18 protein-coding genes are annotated in these 18,088 nt (G+C 72.1%); 3 read left to right on the forward strand and 15 right to left on the reverse strand.

What is annotated here, in order from left to right; genetic code table 11:
• Positions 1–20 precede the first annotated feature (20 nt).
• From H537_RS0100920 to H537_RS0100935, 4 genes are all read right to left on the reverse strand, one after another.
• The gene (locus tag H537_RS0100920; RefSeq protein WP_028996407.1) at positions 21–1,007 is read right to left on the reverse strand and encodes an NAD(P)H-dependent glycerol-3-phosphate dehydrogenase; all 987 of its coding nucleotides are present in this window, start codon (positions 1,005–1,007) and stop codon (positions 21–23) included.
• Positions 1,008–1,029: 22 nt separating this feature from the next.
• The gene (gene secB, locus H537_RS0100925) at positions 1,030–1,488 is read right to left on the reverse strand and encodes a protein-export chaperone SecB (RefSeq protein WP_028996408.1); all 459 of its coding nucleotides are present in this window, start codon (positions 1,486–1,488) and stop codon (positions 1,030–1,032) included.
• A 118-nt stretch (positions 1,489–1,606) separates the two neighbouring features.
• Complete coding sequence (grxC, locus tag H537_RS0100930; RefSeq protein WP_028996409.1) at positions 1,607–1,864, reverse strand: glutaredoxin 3; 258 nt, start codon at positions 1,862–1,864, stop codon at positions 1,607–1,609.
• Between the two features lie 203 nt (positions 1,865–2,067).
• Positions 2,068–2,475 carry a rhodanese-like domain-containing protein gene (locus tag H537_RS0100935; RefSeq protein ID WP_028996410.1) on the reverse strand — a complete coding sequence of 136 codons (408 nt, stop codon included), beginning with the start codon at positions 2,473–2,475 and terminating at the stop codon, positions 2,068–2,070.
• 126 nt (positions 2,476–2,601) lie between these two features.
• Here H537_RS0100935 and gpmA point away from each other — a divergent pair, with 126 nt between their 5' ends.
• Positions 2,602–3,345, forward strand: coding sequence for a 2,3-diphosphoglycerate-dependent phosphoglycerate mutase (gpmA, locus tag H537_RS0100940; protein ID WP_028996411.1), 744 nt, complete (start codon positions 2,602–2,604; stop codon positions 3,343–3,345).
• A gap of 77 nt (positions 3,346–3,422) precedes the next feature.
• Here the strand turns inward: gpmA and H537_RS0100945 are convergent, their stop codons facing one another.
• From H537_RS0100945 to H537_RS0100975, 7 genes are all read right to left on the reverse strand, one after another.
• Complete coding sequence (locus tag H537_RS0100945) at positions 3,423–4,304, reverse strand: ribose-phosphate diphosphokinase (RefSeq protein WP_028996412.1); 882 nt, start codon at positions 4,302–4,304, stop codon at positions 3,423–3,425.
• Positions 4,305–4,368: 64 nt separating this feature from the next.
• Positions 4,369–5,169, reverse strand: coding sequence for a lysophospholipid acyltransferase family protein (locus tag H537_RS0100950; RefSeq protein WP_211234948.1), 801 nt, complete (start codon positions 5,167–5,169; stop codon positions 4,369–4,371).
• A gap of 26 nt (positions 5,170–5,195) precedes the next feature.
• Positions 5,196–6,503 carry a dihydroorotase gene (locus H537_RS0100955; protein WP_028996414.1) on the reverse strand — a complete coding sequence of 436 codons (1,308 nt, stop codon included), beginning with the start codon at positions 6,501–6,503 and terminating at the stop codon, positions 5,196–5,198.
• A gap of 19 nt (positions 6,504–6,522) precedes the next feature.
• Positions 6,523–7,485 (reverse strand): aspartate carbamoyltransferase catalytic subunit, encoded by a 963-nt coding sequence (locus H537_RS0100960; protein ID WP_028996415.1) that lies wholly within the window; start codon positions 7,483–7,485, stop codon positions 6,523–6,525.
• Positions 7,485–7,997, reverse strand: a complete 513-nt coding sequence (gene pyrR / locus H537_RS0100965; RefSeq protein WP_028996416.1) for a bifunctional pyr operon transcriptional regulator/uracil phosphoribosyltransferase PyrR — start codon at positions 7,995–7,997, stop codon at positions 7,485–7,487. The genes H537_RS0100960 and pyrR overlap by 1 nt, the downstream gene beginning before the upstream one ends.
• Entirely contained in the window at positions 7,994–8,407 is a 414-nt protein-coding gene (gene ruvX / locus H537_RS0100970; RefSeq protein WP_028996417.1) for a Holliday junction resolvase RuvX, read from the reverse strand. The genes pyrR and ruvX overlap by 4 nt, the downstream gene beginning before the upstream one ends.
• A complete protein-coding gene (locus H537_RS0100975) occupies positions 8,404–8,976 on the reverse strand; it encodes a YqgE/AlgH family protein (protein WP_028996418.1) in 573 nt (190 codons plus the stop codon). Before H537_RS0100975 ends, ruvX begins: the two co-directional genes overlap by 4 nt.
• 33 nt (positions 8,977–9,009) lie before the next feature.
• On the opposite strand from H537_RS0100975, the gene H537_RS40335 reads away from it, so the two are divergent.
• Positions 9,010–10,545 carry a cryptochrome/photolyase family protein gene (locus tag H537_RS40335; protein ID WP_043457955.1) on the forward strand — a complete coding sequence of 512 codons (1,536 nt, stop codon included), beginning with the start codon at positions 9,010–9,012 and terminating at the stop codon, positions 10,543–10,545.
• 10 nt (positions 10,546–10,555) lie between these two features.
• Here the strand turns inward: H537_RS40335 and H537_RS0100985 are convergent, their stop codons facing one another.
• Complete coding sequence (locus tag H537_RS0100985) at positions 10,556–11,524, reverse strand: GlxA family transcriptional regulator (protein WP_028996419.1); 969 nt, start codon at positions 11,522–11,524, stop codon at positions 10,556–10,558.
• A 123-nt stretch (positions 11,525–11,647) separates the two neighbouring features.
• Between H537_RS0100985 and H537_RS0100990 the strand changes: the two genes are divergently transcribed.
• A complete protein-coding gene (locus tag H537_RS0100990) occupies positions 11,648–12,301 on the forward strand; it encodes a cysteine hydrolase family protein (RefSeq protein ID WP_028996420.1) in 654 nt (217 codons plus the stop codon).
• 32 nt (positions 12,302–12,333) lie between these two features.
• Here the strand turns inward: H537_RS0100990 and H537_RS0100995 are convergent, their stop codons facing one another.
• From H537_RS0100995 to H537_RS40340, 3 genes are read right to left on the reverse strand one after another with little or no spacing between them, the layout of a single operon-like run.
• Entirely contained in the window at positions 12,334–15,435 is a 3,102-nt protein-coding gene (locus H537_RS0100995) for an efflux RND transporter permease subunit (RefSeq protein WP_028996421.1), read from the reverse strand.
• Positions 15,432–16,610: an efflux RND transporter periplasmic adaptor subunit gene (locus H537_RS0101000; RefSeq protein ID WP_028996422.1), complete on the reverse strand. Its 1,179-nt coding sequence runs from the start codon at positions 16,608–16,610 to the stop codon at positions 15,432–15,434. The genes H537_RS0100995 and H537_RS0101000 overlap by 4 nt, the downstream gene beginning before the upstream one ends.
• Complete coding sequence (locus H537_RS40340) at positions 16,607–18,064, reverse strand: efflux transporter outer membrane subunit (protein WP_064735877.1); 1,458 nt, start codon at positions 18,062–18,064, stop codon at positions 16,607–16,609. The genes H537_RS0101000 and H537_RS40340 overlap by 4 nt, the downstream gene beginning before the upstream one ends.
• Positions 18,065–18,088: the final 24 nt, after the last annotated feature.

Below are 18,088 nucleotides of genomic sequence, written 5' to 3' on the forward strand. Positions count from 1 at the left end.
ACGCGCCAGCCCTTCGCGTTTCAGCCGCGTCGTTCGGTGTTGGGCGCGCGCTGCATGAGGTGCAGCACGGCCTGATGCGGCGACAGCCGGCCTTCGAGCACGGCCACGACGGCCTCGGTGATGGGCATCTCCACGCCCTTGTCGCGTGCGCGGCGCAGCACCGTGGCGGCGCTGTAGACGCCCTCGGCCACGTGGCCCAGATCGGTCAGCACCTGCGCCAGCGTGCGCCCGGCAGCAAGCTGCAGGCCCACGCGGCGGTTGCGCGAGAGATCACCGGTGGCGGTGAGCACCAAGTCGCCCATGCCGGAGAGGCCCATGAAGGTTTCCACCCGCGCGCCCAACGCCACGCCCAGGCGCGTCATCTCCGCCAGGCCACGCGTGATGAGCGCGGCGCGGGCGTTGAGGCCCAGCTGAAGCCCGTCGCACAGGCCCGTGGCGATGGCCAGCACGTTCTTCACCGCGCCGCCCACCTCGACGCCCGCCGGGTCGTCGCAGATGTAGATGCGCAGCGCCTCGCCGTGGAAGGCCTGCACGGCCAGCTCGCACAGCGCCGTATCGGCACTGGCGGCCACCAGCGCCGCCGGCTTGCCCTGCGCCACCTCGGCAGCGAAGCTCGGCCCCGACAGCACTCCGGTAGACGCACGCGGGCAGACCTCGCGCGCGATCTCATGGCCCAGCAGCCCGGTGTCGGCCTCGAAGCCCTTGCACAGCCACAGCGCGCGTGCGCTCGCGGGCAGGACCTGCAGCATGCCGCGCAGGCCCGACATGGGCGTGGCGATCACCAGCAGCCCGTCGTGCGCATGCGCCAGCGCGGCGGCCAGATCGCTGCCCACGGACAGCGCCGCGGGCAACGCCACTTCGGCCAGGTAACGCTGGTTGCGGCGCTGCTCCTGCAGCGCCTGCGCCTGCTGCGCATCGCGCGCCCACAGCAGCACCTCGTGGCGCGCGGCAGCCTGCACCGCCAGCGCGGTGCCCCAGGCGCCCGCGCCCAGCACGCTGATCTTCATGCCGCGACCGCGCGCAAGCACGTCAGGCGACGCCGTTGCCCTGCGCGGCGAGTTGCTGCTGCTGGGCCTCGTACATGGCCTGGAAGTTCACCTCGGCCAGCATCACCGGCGGGAAGCCGGCGCGGGTGCAGATGTCGGAAATGATGGCGCGCAGGTACGGGTACACCATGCCCGGGCAGGCGATGCCGATGATGGCCTGCAGCTGGTCCTGCGGAATGTTGCGGATCTCGAAGATGCCGGCTTGCTTGGCCTCGACCAGGAACAGCGTCTTCTCGCCGATCTTGGTGGTGACGGTGGCCGTGACGCAGACCTCGTAGATGCCGTCGGTGATGGTCTCGGCAGACAGGCCCAGGTTGATTTCGACCTGCGGCGGCGTCTGCTCGGTGAGGATCTGGGGCGAGTTCGGCTGCTCCAGCGACAGGTCCTTCAGGTACATGCGCTGGATCTGGAACACCGGGTTCTGCTCTTGGTCGTCGGCCATGGTCTTGTCTCGAAGAAAAGAAGGCCCGCGACATGCGGGCGTGGCCGATTATCACGCAGCGCCGTGGCGGCTCCGGCGGGGCGCGGGCCGTCCCGGACGGGACGACGGCGCCGGGCGATCAGCCCTGCAGCAGCGGCACCAAACCGCCGCGCTGGTCCAGCGCGATGAGGTCGTCGCACCCGCCCACGTGGGTCTCGCCGATGAAGATCTGCGGCACCGTGCGCCGCCCGGTGATCTTCATCATCACGTCGCGCTGCGACGGGTCCTGGTCGATGCGCACCTCGTCGATGTGTTCGACACCGCGCTGCTTGAGCAGCTGCTTGGCGCGCTGGCAGTAAGGACAGACCAGCGTGGTGTACATCTTGACGGCATTCATCGCAGGCAGGGCGCGGCACGCGCGGCAGTGGTTGAGGACAAGCCATTGTCCGCCTCGCCTTCAACCCTTGCCGGTGCCGGGCGACTTGCCCCTGCGCCGGCCAGCGCCGGCGGCGCGCACGACAGGCAGCTGCCAGGCATGGTTGCGCCATCAACCGCCCTTGGCGGCGCCCTGCCCTTCATGCGGCCGGGCAGGCCTCAGGCTCAGGCCGCGGACTCGGTGGGCAGGTTGGCTTCGCGCCAGGCCGCCAGGCCGCCGGCCACGGGCTGGCAGTTCTCGTAGCCGCGCTTCTTGAGCAGCGCTACGGCGCGCGACGCGCGCGCGCCGGTGGCGCACAGCACCAGCACCGGCAACGTCTTGTTGCCCGGCAGCGCGGTGGAGGTCTCGAGTTGAGACAGCGGCACGTTGCGTGCCCCCACGGCATGGCCGCTGGCGAATTCGGCCGGTTCGCGCACGTCGATGAGCACACCCTTTTCGCGGTTGATCAGCCGCACCGCTTCAGCAGTGCTGATGCCGCTGCCGGCGCCGCCGCGGATCACCGGCCACAGCAGCAGTGCGCCCGAAACGAGCGCGGTGAGGACCAGGTACCAGTTGTCGAGCAGGAATCGCACGGCGTTCGAGGGGTTGCCAAAGCCGTGGATTATAGAATTTGCAGCTTTGCCGCCGGCGCGCACGCCCGTTGCCAACGACAGCGGCCACAGCCCTTCTTTTCACTCTCAGGCTTTGAGTCCCTGCCCATGTACAAGCTCGTGCTGATCCGCCACGGCGAATCGACCTGGAACCTCGAAAACCGCTTCACCGGCTGGACCGACGTGCCGCTGACGGACACTGGCGTGGCCCAGGCCCGCCAGGCCGGCAAGCTGCTCAAGGAAGGCGGCTGGGAGTTCGACGTGGCCTACACCTCGGTGCTCAAGCGCGCCATCTGGACGCTGTGGCACTGCCTGGATGAGATGGACCGCACCTGGCTGCCCGTGGTCAAGGACTGGCACCTCAACGAGCGCCACTACGGCTCGCTGCAGGGCCTCAACAAGGCCGACATGGCCAAGCAGTACGGCGACGAGCAGGTGCTGGTCTGGCGCCGCAGCTACGACACGCCGCCGCCGGCGCTGGAGGCCAACGACCCGCGCGGCCAGCGCCAGGACCCGCGCTACGCCCAGCTCGACCCCGAGCAGGTGCCGCTCACCGAATGCCTGAAGGACACCGTCGCGCGCGTGCTGCCTTACTGGAACGAGGTGCTGGCCCCGGCCATCAAGTCCGGCCAGCGCATCGTCGTCGCCGCCCACGGCAACAGCATCCGCGCGCTGGTGAAGTACCTCGACGGCATCAGCGACACCGACATCGTCGGCTTGAACATCCCCAACGGCATCCCGATGGTTTACGAGCTCGACGCCGAGCTCAAGCCCATCCGCCGCTACTACCTGGGCGACGCTGAAGCCGCCGCCAAGGCCGCCGCCGCGGTGGCCAACCAAGGCAAGGCCTGAAGCCAGGCCCGCGCCACAAGACGAAGGGGCCGCGAGGCCCCTTTTTCATTCCAGCCGCAGCGGCCGGTCATCCGGCCTCACAACCGCGCCACGGCCTGCGCCAGCAGCGGCGCCACGCTCACGACGTTGCTCGGGTGCGGCACGGCGTCCGTGCTCCAGACGTGGCGCACGCCGGCCGCGTGCAGCTGCGCCAGTGCATCGCCCACGAAGAGCGCGTGCGTCACCGCCACGTCCACCGAGGCCGCCCCGCGCGCCAGCGCCTGCGTGGCCGCGGCGATCAGCGTCTGGCCCGTGCTGGCCACGTCATCGAGCAGCACCACCGCGCGGCCGCCCAGCTCCAGCGGCGGCAGCTCCAGGACCACCTCGCGATCGCCCAGCCGGCGCTTGCAGCCCATGCCGTGCTCCAGGCCCTGCGCCTGCGCCGCGGCCTGCACCCACTGCGCCGCCTCCTCGTCCGGGCCGATCAGGACCGGGCGGCCCAGCTGCCGCGCCACCCACTCGCCCAGCAGCGGCGCCGCCGACAGCGCCAGCCCGCGCCGGCCCGGGAACAGCGCCTCCATCGAGGTCACGCGGTGCAGGTGCGGGTCCACCGTCAGCACCGCGTCGAACAGCCCGCCCAGCAGCGCCGCCACGTGGCGCTGGCTCACCACCTCGCCGGGCGTGAAGGCCATGTCCTGGCGCATGTAGGCCAGGTACGGCGACACCAGGACGAGCTCGCGCGCGCCCAACTCGCGCGCCGCCGGCGCGCACAGCAGCAGCTCCGTCAGCTTCTCGTTGGGCTGCTGCAGCCCGCGCAGCATCAGCACCCGCGACGGCAATCCTTCGGGCAGCCGCAGCCGCAGCTCGCCGTCGGGAAAGCGGTGCCGCTGCACGAAGGCCAGCGGCACGCCCAGCGCCTGCGCCAGGGCCTGCGCCAGCGGCGCCTCGTCGTCGAAGGCCAGCAGCATCTGCTCGCTCATGGGAACTCCAGACTGTTTTCTGAAGGGTTGGTCGATGGCGCGCGGGTCCGCATCGCCGAGGCCCTCAGCGGGCCTGCAGTGCGTGCGCGATGGTGTCGCGCAGCTGCGTCGCCAGGGCGCGCCGGTCGGCATGCGCCACCGCCTGCGGCGGCAGCACCTGCAGCTGCACTGCCAGGCCCTGCGCGCAGGCCAGGCGCCACAGGCTCTGGCCCAGCGTCATGTCGCCCACGAAGCTCGCGGCCGGGCTCACTGCGTGCAGCGGATCGCTGTAGCGCAGCGCCACCGGCTGCACCGGCTCGCCGCTGGCGATCACAGCCTGCAGCAGGTTGGCGTGGAAAGGCAGCAGCTCATGGCCCTCGCCGGTGGTGCCCTCGGGGAACACCGCCACCGTGTCGCCGTCGCGCAGCGCCTGCGTGATGGCGTGCAGCACGCGCATGGCGTCGCGCGCGCGCTCGCGCTGCAGGTACAGCGTGCCGGCGGCGTCCACCAGCCGCCCCACCAGGGGCCAGGCCTGCACCTCGGCCTTGGAGACGAAGCGCGCCTGCGGGCACAGCGCGTGGATGGCGGCGATGTCCAGCCACGACACGTGGTTGGCCACGATCAGCTTGGCGCCCGAGCGGAAGCTGCCTTGCGCGCGCAGCTCCAGCCCCAGCGTGGCCAGCAGCTTGCGCGACCACCAGCCGATGCGCGCTTGCCGCTGCGCCGGGCCGTAGGACGGGAACAGCAGCAGCACGATGACCAGCCCATGCAGCCCGTGCAGCACCGTGCGCGCCAGCCGCCACAGCGCGCGCAGCCGCCGCAGCGGCGACACGGCGGCCGGGGCGGACACCGCCAGCGTCGGCGTCGTCTCGGGCGGCAATTGCATCGGGGCGCCGGCAGGCGGAACGTGCCTCAGAAGGCCTCGTGCGCCACCGTGCCGGCCACCAGCGTGGCCACCACGCGCCCGGGCAGCATGCTGCCGGTGAGCTCGAAGGCGAAGGGCGTGTGCTTGCCCTGGCTGCGCAGCTGCGCAGCCTCCAGCCCCCACTGCGCCTGCGGATCGAACAGGCAGATGTCGGCCACGCCACCCTCCACCAGGCGCCCAGCGCTGGAGGCCAGCGAGCCCAGCGCTTCGCCCAGCACGGCCACCGGGCCGCTGGTCACGCGCGAGAGCGACTGCGCCAGCGTCAGGCCCTGGTCGTGGCCCCACTTCAGCGCCAGGCTCAGCAGCAGCTCCAGCCCGGTGGCGCCGGGCTCGGCTTCGGCGAAGGGCAGGTTCTTGGCGTCCTCGTCCACCGGCGTGTGGTCGGACACCAGCGCGTCGATGGTGCCGTCGGCCAGCGCCGCGCGCAGCGCGTCGCGGTCGCGCTGCTGGCGCAGCGGCGGCGTCAGGCGCATGGCGGCGTTGAAGAAGCCGATGTCCACGTCCGTGAGGTGCAGCGAGTTGATGCTCACGTCCGCCGTCACCGGCAGCCCCTGCGCCTTGGCCTGGCGCAGCAGCTCCACCCCTTCGGCGCTGGAGAGGCGGCACAGGTGCACGCGCGCGCCGGTGCTGCGCACCAGCTCGAAGATGGTGTGCAGCGCCACCGTCTCGGCCGCCACGGGCACGCCCGAGAGGCCCAGGCGCGTGGCGACTGCGCCGCTGGCGGCCACGCCGGCGCCCAGCCATGGGTCCTGCGGGCGCAGCCACACGGTGTAGCCGTAGGTGCTGGCGTACTGCAGCGCGCGCAGCAGCACCTGCGTGTCGCGCACCGGCGCCTCGGCCTGCGCGAAGCCGATGCAGCCGGACTCGGTGAGCTCGGCCATCTCGGTGAGCGCCTTGCCCTGCAGCCCGCACGTGAGCGCGCCCAGCGGGAACAGCCGGCAGCGGCTGAGCTTGCGGGCGCGGAACTTGAGCATGTCTACCAGGCCGGGCTCGTCGAGCGGCGGGTCGGTGTCGGGCGGGCAGACGAGGCTGGTGACGCCGCCGGCCGCGGCCGCGGCCAGCTCGCTTTCCAGCATGCCCTCGTGCTCGTGGCCGGGCTCGCGCAGCCGGGCGGCGAGGTCCACCAGGCCCGGCGCGACCACCAGGCCCTGCGCGTCGATCACGCGGTCGGCCTCGAAGTCCGGGTTGACGTTGCCGATGGTCAGGATGCGGCCCGCGGCGATGGCCACGTCGGCCGATTCGTCGCGGCCGGAGGCCGGGTCCACGACGCGGCCGTTCTTGATCAGGATCTTCATGAACGAAACGGTCTCGAGGTCAGGCGTCGTTGCCGGCGATGATGCTCATCACCGCCATGCGCACGGCGATGCCGAAGGTCACCTGCGGCAGGATCACGCTGTGGCGCCCGTCGGCCACCGCCGAGTCGATTTCCACGCCGCGGTTGATCGGGCCCGGGTGCATGACGATGGCGTCGGGCTTGGCCAGCGCCAGCTTCTCCGGCGTCAGGCCGTAGTGCTTGAAGAACTCGCCCGCGCTGGGCAGCAGCGCGCTGCCCATGCGCTCGTTCTGCAGCCGCAGCATGATGATCACGTCCGCGTCGCGGATGCCCTCGGCCATGTCGCGGCACACGCGCACGCCCATCTCGCGCAGGTTGTCCGGCACCAGCGTCGTCGGACCCACCGCGCGGATCTCGGGCACGCCCAGCGTCGTGAGCGCGTGGATGTCCGAGCGCGCCACGCGCGAGTGCACGATGTCGCCCACGATCGCCACCGTGAGGTTGGTGAAGTCCTTCTTGAAGTGCCGGATCGTGTACATGTCCAGCAGGCCCTGCGTCGGGTGCGCATGGCGCCCGTCGCCGGCGTTGACCACGTGCACGTGCGGCGCGCAGTGCTGGGCGATCAGGTAGGGCGCGCCGGACTCGCTGTGCCGCACCACGAACATGTCGGCCTGCATGGCCGAGAGGTTGGCGATGGTGTCGAGCAGGCTCTCGCCCTTGGCGGTCGAGGAGCGCGCGATGTCGAGGTTGATCACGTCCGCCGACAGCCGCTTGGCCGCGATCTCGAAGGTGGTGCGCGTGCGCGTGCTGTTCTCGAAGAACAGGTTGAACACGCTCTTGCCGCGCAGCAGCGGCACCTTCTTGATCTCGCGCTCGCCCACGGCCAGGAAGGTCGAGGCGGTGTCGAGGATCTGCGTGAGCACCGCGCGCGGCAGGCCCTCGGTGGACAGCAGGTGGATCAGCTCGCCGTGGCTGTTGAGCTGGGGATTGCGGCGCGACAGCATCAGGCGGCGCCCTCCAGGGCAAAGGTGAAGCGGCCGGCGGCATCACGCGCCAGCGACAGGCGTTGTTCGGCCGGCAGCGCGAGCTTGGCGGCGGCGAAGGCGGGCTCGATGGGCAGCTCGCGCCCGCCGCGGTCCACCAGCACCGCCAGCGTCACGCTGGCCGGGCGGCCGAAGTCGTAGAGCTCGTTGATCACCGCGCGCGTGGTGCGCCCGGTGTAGAGCACGTCGTCGATCAGCAGGATGTGGCGCCCCTCGATCTCGAAGGGCAGCTTGGTGGCGTCGGTCAGGTGCATGCCGCGCGAGCCGTAGTCGTCGCGGTGCAGCGCGCTGGAGATGACGCCGGGCGCGCCGGGAAGGCCCAGGTCGGCGTGCAGCCGCTCGGCCAGCCAGGCCCCGCCGCTCCACACGCCCACGAGCGCGGATGTTTCGGTGTCGGCGGGACGCAGCAGCCGCGCGACGCCGCGCCGCAGCTCGCCGTACAGCGCCTCGGCGTCCAGTGAAAGGGTGCTCATGCTTGTCTCAGGAACTGCTCCAGGATCAGCGCGGCCGAAGCCGCGTCCAGGTCGCGCGCACCGCCGGCCTCGGCCTCGGTGCTGGTGTAGCGCTCGTCCACCTCGTGCACGGGCAGCTTGAAGCGGCCGTGCAGCTGGCGCGCGAAGCGCTGCGCGCGGTGCGTATTGTCGTGCGGCGCCCCGTCGGGATGGCGCGGCACGCCCACCACCAGCGCATCGGGCTGGTACTCGCGGATGAGTTTCTCGATCGCCGCGAAGCGCACGTCGGCCTTCTCGGTGGCGATGGTCTTGAGCGGCGTGGCGCTGCGCGTGACGGTGTTGCCGCTGGCCACGCCGGTGCGCTTGGCACCGAAGTCGAAGGCGAGAAAGCTCTGCGCGCGGCCCACGCCGCCGGGCGCCTCACCACTCATGCGTGCCCCGCCTCGCCGCTGAGCATGCGCGGATCGATCCCCAGCAGCGACAGCGCGCGCGTGTAGCGCTGCTCGGCCGGGGTGTCGAAGATGATCTTCGGGTCGGCGGCGACGTTGAGCCAGCCGTTGCGCGAGATCTCCTCCTCCAGCTGCCCGGCGCCCCAGCCGCTGTAGCCCAGCGTCACCAGCACGCGGCGCGGGCCCGTGCCGTGCGCCAGCGCCTCCAGCACGTCCTTGCTGGTGGTCATCTCCAGCCCGCCGGGCACCGCCATCGTGGAGCTGAAGCGCGCCGCGCCCAGCGCCTCGTGCAGCACGAAGCCGCGCTCGGTCTGCACCGGGCCGCCGAAATACACCGGCTCGTCGGCCAGGTCGCTGCGGTCCAGGCTCAGGTCCACCTTCTCGAACAGGTGGCGCAACGTGATGTCGGTGGGCTTGTTGATCATCAGCCCCAGGGCGCCCTTGTCGCTGTGCTCGCACAGGTACACCACCGCGCCCGCGAAGTTGTCGTCCGCCATGCCAGGCATGGCAATCAGGAACTGGTTTGTCAGATCGATGCCACGCTCAGCCATGCGGCATTCTATTCCCGGGCCACACTGACACCCGTGAACAAGGACCTTGACACCGCCCTCGTCTGGTTCCGTCGCGACCTGCGCGCCGACGACCAGGCCGCGCTCTACCACGCGCTGCGCCATGCCCGGCGCGTGTGGTGCGCCTTCATCTTCGACACCGAGCTGCTCGCCGGCCTGCCGCGCCAGGACCGGCGCGTGGAGTTCATCCGCGACAGCCTCATCGGGCTGGACGCGCAGCTGCGCGCGCTGGGCGCCTCCCACGGCACCGAGCACAGCGGGCTGATCGTGCGCCACGGCCACGGTGCCGACGAGATCGTGCGGCTGGCGCGGCAACTGCACGTGCAGGCCGTCTACCTCAACCACGACGACGACCCCGCGGCGCTGGCGCGCGACGCGCGCGTGCGCGGCGCGCTGGCGCAGGACGGCATCGCGCTGCACGCCAGCAAGGACCACCTCGTCTTCGAGCGCAACGAGGTGCTCAGCGGCGCCGGCACGCCCTACAGCGTCTTCACGCCCTACTTCAACGCCTGGCTCAAGAAGCTCGACGACTACTACCTCAGCGCCTATCCCGTGGCGCGCCACGCCGCCTCGCTGGCGCCCGTGCCGGACGACCTGCGCCAGCCGGTCCCGAGCCTGGAAGCCCTGGGCTTCGAGACCACCAACCTGCACCAGCTGAAGCTGCCCACCGGCCCCGCCGGCGGCCAGGCGCTGCTGGAGGAGTTCCTGGCCGAGCGCATCGACCGCTACGACGCGACGCGCGACTTCCCGGCCGTGAAGGGGCCGAGCTACCTGGGCACGCACCTGCGCTTCGGCACCGTGTCGGTACGCCAGCTCGCGCGCGAGGCTTGGCGCCGCACGCAGGCCGGCTCCAGCGGCGCGCGCGTGTGGCTGTCGGAGCTGGCCTGGCGCGACTTCTTCCAGCAGATCCTCTTCCACCACCCGCGCATCGTGGAGCACGCCTACCGCCCCGAGTTCGACCACGTGAAGTGGGAGAAGGGCAAGCACGCCGACGCGCTGTTCGCCGCCTGGTGCGAGGGCCGCACCGGCTACCCGCTGGTGGACGCGGCCATGCTGCAGCTCGCGCAAAGCGGCTACCAGCACGGCCGGCTGCGCATGGTCACGGCCAGCTTCCTGGTCAAGGACCTGGGGCTGGACTACAGGCGCGGCGAGCGCTGGTTCGCCTTGAAGCTCAACGACTACGAGCTCGCCTCCAACAACGGCAACTGGCAGTGGGCCGCCGGCACCGGCTGCGATCCGCAACCCTGGTTCCGCATCTTCAACCCCGTGAGCCAGAGCAAGAAGTTCGACCCGCAGGGCCGCTTCATCCGCCGCTACCTGCCGCAGCTGGCGAAGCTGCCCGACGACCTGATCCACGCCCCCTGGCTGGCCAAGCCGGTGGACCTGGAGGCCGCCGGCATCGAGCTCGGCGTGGACTACCCGCTGCCCATCGTGGACCACGAGGAAGCGCGCCAGAAGACGCTGGCGCGCTTCGAGGTGGTCAAGGAAGCCAAGGCCGCCAAGGCCGCGGCCCGGGCGGCGAAGAAGGCGCTGGCGGCCGGGGTGGACTGAGCGCCGGCGCTCAGTCCAGCGCCACCCGCTGGAAGCCGAACTCGCGCCGGTACTGCCCCGGCGTGGTGTTCAGCTCCTTCGCGAAGGCCAGCCGCAGCGACAGCGCCGTGCCGAAGCCCGCCTGCGCCGCCACCTGCTCCACCGGCGCCTCGCCCGTCTCCAGCAGCCGCCGCGCCAGCTGCAGCCGCTGCGCCGTGAGCCACTGCACCACGCTCAGGCCCGTGGCGCGCTGGAAGCGCCGCGTGAAGGTGCGCCGGCTCATGGCGGCGTGCTCGGCCAGCCGGTCCAGGCTCAGCTTCTCGTCCAGCCGGCCCAGGCACCACTGCATGGTGCGCGCGACGCGGTCGCTGCCGCTGTTGGCCGGCGCCGGCTGCTCCACGTACTGCGCCTGGCTGCCCTGGCGGTGCGGCGGCGTCACCAGCCGCCGCGCCACCCGGTTCGCCAGCTCCGCGCCCAGCTCGCGGCGCAGCAGGTGCAGGCAGCAGTCCAGCCCGGCCGCGGTGCCGGCGGAGGTGACGACATCGCCGTGGTCCACGTACAGCACCTGCGGGTCCAGCGTCACGCGCGGAAAGCGCCGCGCGAACACCGGCGCCCAGCCCCAGTGCGTGGTCGCGCGCCGCCCGTCCAGCAGCCCGGCGTCGGCCAGCCCGAAGGCGCCCAGGCACAGCCCGATCAGCGTGCGGCCGCGCCGGTGCGCCTCCTGCAGCGCCTCGATCAGCGCCGGCGAGGCCGGCTGCTCCACATCGGGCCAGGACGGAACGATCACCCAGTCCGCCTCCACCAGCGCCGACAGCCCCTGCGCCGCCGCCAGCTCGAAGCCCATCGAGCTGCGCACGCGCCCGGGCTCTTCGGCGCAGACGACCAGCTCGCACGGCGGCAGGCCCTGCGCGCTCCAGTCCTCGCCGAACACCGCGTGCGGCACGGCCAGGTGGAAGGCGCTGATGCCGTCGAAAGCCAGCATGGCGATGCGTCGGGGCATGGCTGGAGCTCCTGAAGCCAAGGTTGGCCCGATCCTATCCTTCTATTTCCTGAAGGCCACTCGCGGCGCAAAACTCGTTTATTCAGAATTTGCCCTGCCCTCACTCAATCACGAAACCAAGCCATGGCAAATTCAAGCAACACCAACCCCAAGCGCGCGCTGATATTGATCGACGTGCAGAACGAATACGTCAGCGGCCAATTGCCGATCGAACATCCACCGCTGGATGTTTCACTGCCCAATATCGCCCGCGCCCTGGCGGCGGCGCGCGACGCGGGGCTGCCGGTGGTCGTGGTGCAGCAGATGGCGCCGCCCACGTCGCCGATCTTTGCCGAGGGCTCCCACGGCTGGGAGCTGCACGAGAGCGTGCGCGATGCGGCGCCGGACCTGCTGGTGCAGAAGACGCTGCCCTCGGCGCTGGCCGACACCGGCCTGGGCGACTGGCTGCGCCAGCGCGGCGTGGACACGCTGGTGGTGGCCGGCTACATGTCGCAGAACTGCAATGAATCCACCATTCGCCAGGCCGCCCACGAGGGCTGGTCCGTGGAGTATCTGCACGACGCCGCCGGCGCCATTTCATATTCCAACGAGCTGGGTTTCCTGCCGGCCCGGCAAATGCACGAGGCCTCGTGCATCGTGCTGCAGGCACGGTTCGCGGCGGTCATGAGCACCGACGCCTGGATCCGGCTGCTGCGCAGCGGCGAGCCCGCGCCGCGCGACAACCTGTACGCGTCCTACCTGCGCGCGCGGGAGCGGGCGGCGGACGCGCGCGCCTGAGCGCCGCGTCCGGCCGGCCCTTCCGGCCCGTTTCAGGCCGTGCCCGCCTTCTCCTGCGCCGGCGCGTGGTGGTGGTGCCGGCCGCGGCGCAGGTGCCGCAGCGTGAACTCCACCGCGTCGTCCACGAAGGTGAACACCACCGGGATCACCAGCAGGCTCAGGAAGGTGCTGGTGATCAGCCCGCCGATCACCGCCACCGCCATCGGCGAGCGGAAGCTCGGGTCGGTGCCCAGCCCCATCGCGATCGGCAGCATGCCCGCGCCCATGGCGATGGTGGTCATCACGATCGGCCGCGCGCGCTTGTGGCACGCGTCCAGCAGCGCGTCCCAGCGGTTCATGCCCTCGCGCCGCGCCAGGATCGCGTAGTCCACCAGCAGGATCGAGTTCTTGGTGGCGATGCCCATGAGCATGATCAGGCCGATCAGCGAGGGCATCGAGAACGCGCTCCTCGTCACCAGCAGCGCCACGAAGGCCCCGCCCAGCGACAGCGGCAGCGCCGCCAGGATCGTCACCGGCTGCATGAAGTTCTTGAACAGCAGCACCAGCACCACGTAGATGCACATCACGCCGGTGAGCATCGCCAGCCCGAAGCTGGCGAAGAGCTCGCCCATCACCTCCGCGTCGCCCAGCGCCGCCTGGCTCACGCCGGGCGGCAGGCGCTGCAGGCTCGGCAGCTTCTGCACCGCGGCGGCCACGTCGCCCAGCGGCACGCCGTTGAGCTCCACCTCGAAGTTGACGTTGCGCAGCCGGTCGTAGCGGTTGATCACCGCCGGGCCGCTCTCCAGGCTCAGCTGCGCCACGTTGGCCAGCTGCACCGGGCGCCCGTTGCGCCCGGGCACCGACAGCTGCGACAGCAGCGACAGGTCCTCGCGCGCGCTCTCGGGCAGCCGCACCACGATCGGCACCTGCCGCTGCGACAGGTTGAGCTTGGGCAGCGCCGCGTCGTAGTCGCCGGTGGTGGCGATGCGCAGCGTGTCGGCGATCACCAGCGAGCTCACGCCGGCCTCGGCGGCGCGCGCGAAGTCCGGCCGCACCACCAGCTCCGGGCGCACCAGGCTGGCCGTGGAGCGCACGCTGCCCAGGCCGGGAATGGTGCGCAGGTCGCGCTCCACCGCCTGCGCCGCCTGCACCAGCGCCTGGCCGTCCTCGCCCGAGAGCACCAGCATGTACTTCTCGCCCGATCCGCCCAGGCCCACCGACACGCGCACCCCGGGCAGCGCTTCCAGGGACTTGCGCAGCTCGGCCTCGATGGCCTGCTTGCGCAGCCCCGGACGCTCCGGGCGCGGCGTGAGGTTGAGGATCAGCGAGGCCTTGCGCACCTCGGCCGCGCCGCCGGGCATGAACGGGTCGGAGCCCGTGGCCCCGCCGCCGATGGCGGTGTAGACCAGCTTCACGTGCTGGTTCTTCTGCAGGATCTCGCGCGCCTGCTCGGCCACGTCGCGCGTCTCCTCGAAGGTGCTGCCCGGCGGCAGCTCCAGGCGCACCTGCGTCTGCCCGAAGTCGTCGGCCGGGATGAAGCCCGTGGGCAGCAGCGGGATCAGCATGATCGAGCCCACGAAGAACAGCCCCGCCCCGCCCGCCGTCAGCCAGCGGTGCTTCAGGCACTTGGCGGCGAAGCCCATGTACCAGCGCATCACGCGCCCCTCGGGCCGGGCGTGCACGATGGGCTTGAGCAGGTAGGCCGCCATCATCGGCGTGAGCATGCGCGCCACCACCAGCGAGGCGAACACCGCCAGCGATGCCGTCCAGCCGAACTGCTTGAAGAACTTGCCCGGGATGCCGCTCATGAACGCGGTGGGCAGGAACACCGCCACCAGCGTGAAGGTGGTGGCGATCACCGCCAGCCCGATCTCGTCGGCCGCCTCCATCGCCGCCTGGTACGGCGACTTGCCCATCTTCAGGTGGCGAACGATGTTCTCGATCTCGACGATGGCGTCGTCCACCAGGATGCCCACCACCAGCGACAGCGACAGCAACGTCACCACGTTGATGCTGAAGCCCAGCAGGTACATGCCCAGGAACGCCGGGATCACCGACAGCGGCAGCGCCGTGGCGGCCACGAAGGTGGCGCGCCAGTCGCGCAGGAAGAACCACACCACGATCACCGCCAGCAGCGCGCCCTCGTAGAGCAGGTGCATCGAGCCCTCGTAGTTCTCGGTCACCGGGTCCACGAAGTTGAAGGCCTGGGCGATGCGCAGGTCCGGGTGCTCGGCGTGCAGCTGCTCCAGCGCGCGGCGCACGCCCGTGTCCACGTCGATCTCGCTGGCGCCGCGGGCGCGCGTGATCTCGAAGCCCACCACCGGCTGCCCGTTCAGCAGCGCCTGGCTGCGCCGCTCGGCCACGGTGTCGATGACGTCGGCCACCTGGTCCAGCCGCACGCGCCGCCCGTCCGAGAGCGTGAGCTGCACCGCGCGCAGCTCCTGCGCCGAGGCCACCGTGCCCAGCGTGCGCACCGCCTGCTCGCCGCCACCCAGGTCCACCCGGCCGCCCGAGGACTCCTGCTGCACGCGCTTGAGCTCGCGCGAGATCTCGGACGCGGTGGCGCCCAGCGACAGCAGCCGCGCCGGGTCCAGCTCCACGCGCACCTCGCGCGTGACGCCGCCCACGCGCGCCACCGAGCCCACCCCCGGCACGCCCAGCAGCCGCTTGGCCACCGTGTTGTCCACGAACCAGGACAGCGCCTCGTCGTCCAGCCGATCGCTGGCGATGGTGTAGGTGAGGATCGGCACGCCCGAGAGGTTCATCTTGGCGATGCTCGGGTCGCGCAGGTCCGCCGGCAGCTGCGAGCGCACGCGGTTGACCGCGTCGCGCACGTCGTCCACCGCCTCCTGCGTGGGCTTCTCCAGCCGGAATTCCACCGTGATGGTGGCCACCCCGTCCTGCAGCGCGGTGTAGATGTGCTTGATGCCCTGCACCGTGGAGACCGAGTCCTCGATCTTGCGCGCCACCTCGGTTTCCATCTGCGCCGGCGAGGCGCCGGGCAGCGAGGCCGTGACGATGACCGTGGGCAGGTCGATGTCGGGGAAGTTCTGGACCTTCATCGCGCGAAAGCTCATCAGCCCTGCCACCGTGAGCAGGACGAAGAGCATCAGCGCGGGAATCGGGTTGCGGATCGACCAGGCGGAGACGTTCATCGCGTGGCTTTCGCGTCAGGGGTCGAGGTGGCGCCGGCGGCAGCCTGGCGCGAGGCGCCGGTGGCGGCCGCGGGCGGCGCGTCCACCACCTGCACCGTGTCGCCGTCGGCCAGGAAGGCTGCGCCGCGGTCCACCACGCGCGCGTCCGGCTTGAGGTTGCGCACCTCGATGCGGTCGCCCTGGCGCTGCCCCGCCTCCACCTTGAGCTGGCTCACCTTGGAGTCCGGGCCCAGCACCATCACGTAGCTGAAGCCCTCGCGCAGCAGCACGGCCGAGGCCGGCAGCGTCAGCACCGGGCGGCGCGCCAGCGTGAGATCGCCGCGCGCGAACATGCCCGCGCGCACGTCCGAGCCGGGCGCGGGCTGCAGGTCCACGTAGACCAGCGCGTTGCGCGTCTGCGGGTCGATGGTGGGTGCGAGCTGGCGCACCTTGCCCGGCACGCGCGTGCCCGCCGGCGTGACCAGCGTCACCGCCTGCCCCGCCTTCACCTTGGGCAGCTCGACGGCCGGCACCTCGGCGCGCCACTCCAGCCGGCCCTGGCGGATAAGGCGGAACAGCTCCAGCCCCGGCTGCGCCACGCTGCCCACGGCGGCGCTGCGCGCGCTCACCACGCCGTCGTCGGGTGCCAGCACCTGCGTCTTGCGCAGGCGCAGCTGCTGCGCGTCGAGCTGCGCGCGCGCGGCCTGCACGCGCGCCGCGGCGGTCTGCTCGCCGGTGAGGTACTGCGAGATCTGCTGCGCGCTCAAGGCGCCGCTCTGCTGCAGCGCCCGCGCGCGCTCGGCGTTGGCCTTGGCCTCGGCCTGCGCCGCCTGCGCCTCGGCCAGCGCCGCCTGCGCCTGCGCCACGTCGGCGCGGATGGTGTCGTCCACCAGGCGTGCCAGCGGCTGGCCGCGCTTGACCACGTCGCCCACGTTCACCAGCACCTGCGCCAGCGCCACGCCGCCGAGCTCGGCGCCGACGATGGTTTCCTGCCACGCGGCGACGTTGCCGTTGGCCGCCAGCGTCTGCGTCCACTCCGCGGGCTGCGGCTGCGTGACCGAGACGCTCAGCGCCGCGCGCGGCGCGGCCGAGGCCTTGTCGGCCGGCTGGCTGTGCACGCTCAGCGCCGACAGCGCCAGCCCGCCAAGCGCCAGCGCGGCGGCCAGCACGGTGGTTTTCTTCGAGATCGGCTTCATGGTTGACGGAAGTTGGATTCGGGGGCGGCGGAGCCGGCGGCGCCGGTGCCGGAAGTGTTGGCGGCCACGGCCAGCGAGCCGTCCCAGCCGCCTCCGCTGGCCTTGTAGAGCTGGACCCAGGCCGCCACGCGCTCGCGCCGCACGGCCAGCAGCGCGGCCTCGGAGGCGATGCGCTGGCGCCGCGCGTCCTGCAGCTCGATCAGGCTGGCGTTGCCCAGCTCCCAGCGCGTCTGCGTCGCCTGCACGAAGCGCTGCCAGTTCTCGGCCGCCACCCGCGCGTCATCTTCGCGCCGCGCCGTGGCGTCCAGCCGCACCAGGGCTTCTTCGACCTCGCGCACCGCGCCGCGCACGCGCTGCTGCCAGGCCGCCAGCGCCTCGTCCAGCCGCGCGCGCGCGGCATCGACCTCGGCGCGGCGCCGCCCGGCATCGAACAGCGGCAGCGACAGCGCCGGCCCGAAGGACCAGTTGGCGCCGGTGTCCTGCACGCCGCCCACGCGCCCCACGCCCAGCGTGACCGCGCCGGTGAGCAGCAGCCGCGGCCAGCGCGCCGCCTCGGCCACGTCCACGCCGGCGGCGGCGGCGCGCAGCTGCTGCTCGGCCGCGGCCAGGTCCGGTCGCTGCGCCAGCACCTGCGCCGGCACCGCCGCGACGCCGAAGGTCGCAGGCCGCGGCAGCCGCGCCGCGGCGCCGGCCAGCCGCGCGCGCAGCGCCGGCTCCTCCAGCCCGGTCAGCGCCACCAGCGCCTTGACGATCACTTCGCACTCGGCCTGCTGCGCCTGGGCGCGGGCGCGGGTGTCGGAGAGCGTGGCCTGCGCCAGCGCGCCGTTGGCCGGCGACTCGAAGCCCACCTCCACCTTGCGCTGCGTGAGGTCGGCGATCTGCAGCGCCGCCTCCACGTTCTGCGTCTCCAGCGCCACCTGCGCCTCGCAGGCGCGCAGGCCGACGTAGTTCAGCGCCACCTCCGCCGCCAGGCTCACGCGCGCGTCGTGCCACTGCGCGACCGCCGCCCCAGCCTGGGCCTGCGCCGCCGCCACGCCGGCGCGCCGGCCGCCGAAGAGGTCGAGCTCCCAGCTTGCGTCCACGCCGGCGCGGGCGATGGAGTAGGTCAGCGTCGGCGGCGGGAAGGCATTGCTGATGCGCGAGGCATCGGCGCGGCCGTCCAGCGCCGGCCGCAGCGCCGCGCCGGCCACCGTCAGCTGCGCCCGGGCCTGGGCGATGCGCGCGCCGGCCTGGGCCAGCGTCGGGCTGTCCGCTTGCGCCTGCGCCACCAGCGCCGGCAGCAGCGGGTCGTCGAAGCGCTCCCACCAGCGCGCCAATGCCTGCGGCTCGCCCTCGTGCGGGCGTGGGGCCTGCCAGGCGGCAGGCGCGGCGGGGGCCGCGGGCGGCGGCGAGAGCGTGCTGCAGCCGGCCACCAGGGCGACGCACAGCGGGATCAGGGGGCGCAGCAACGTCATGACAGCTCGTTACATTCTCAGCAA

The sequence above is a fragment of the Azohydromonas australica DSM 1124 genome (genome assembly GCF_000430725.1).
GTDB classification, from domain to species: domain Bacteria; phylum Pseudomonadota; class Gammaproteobacteria; order Burkholderiales; family Burkholderiaceae_C; genus Azohydromonas; species Azohydromonas australica.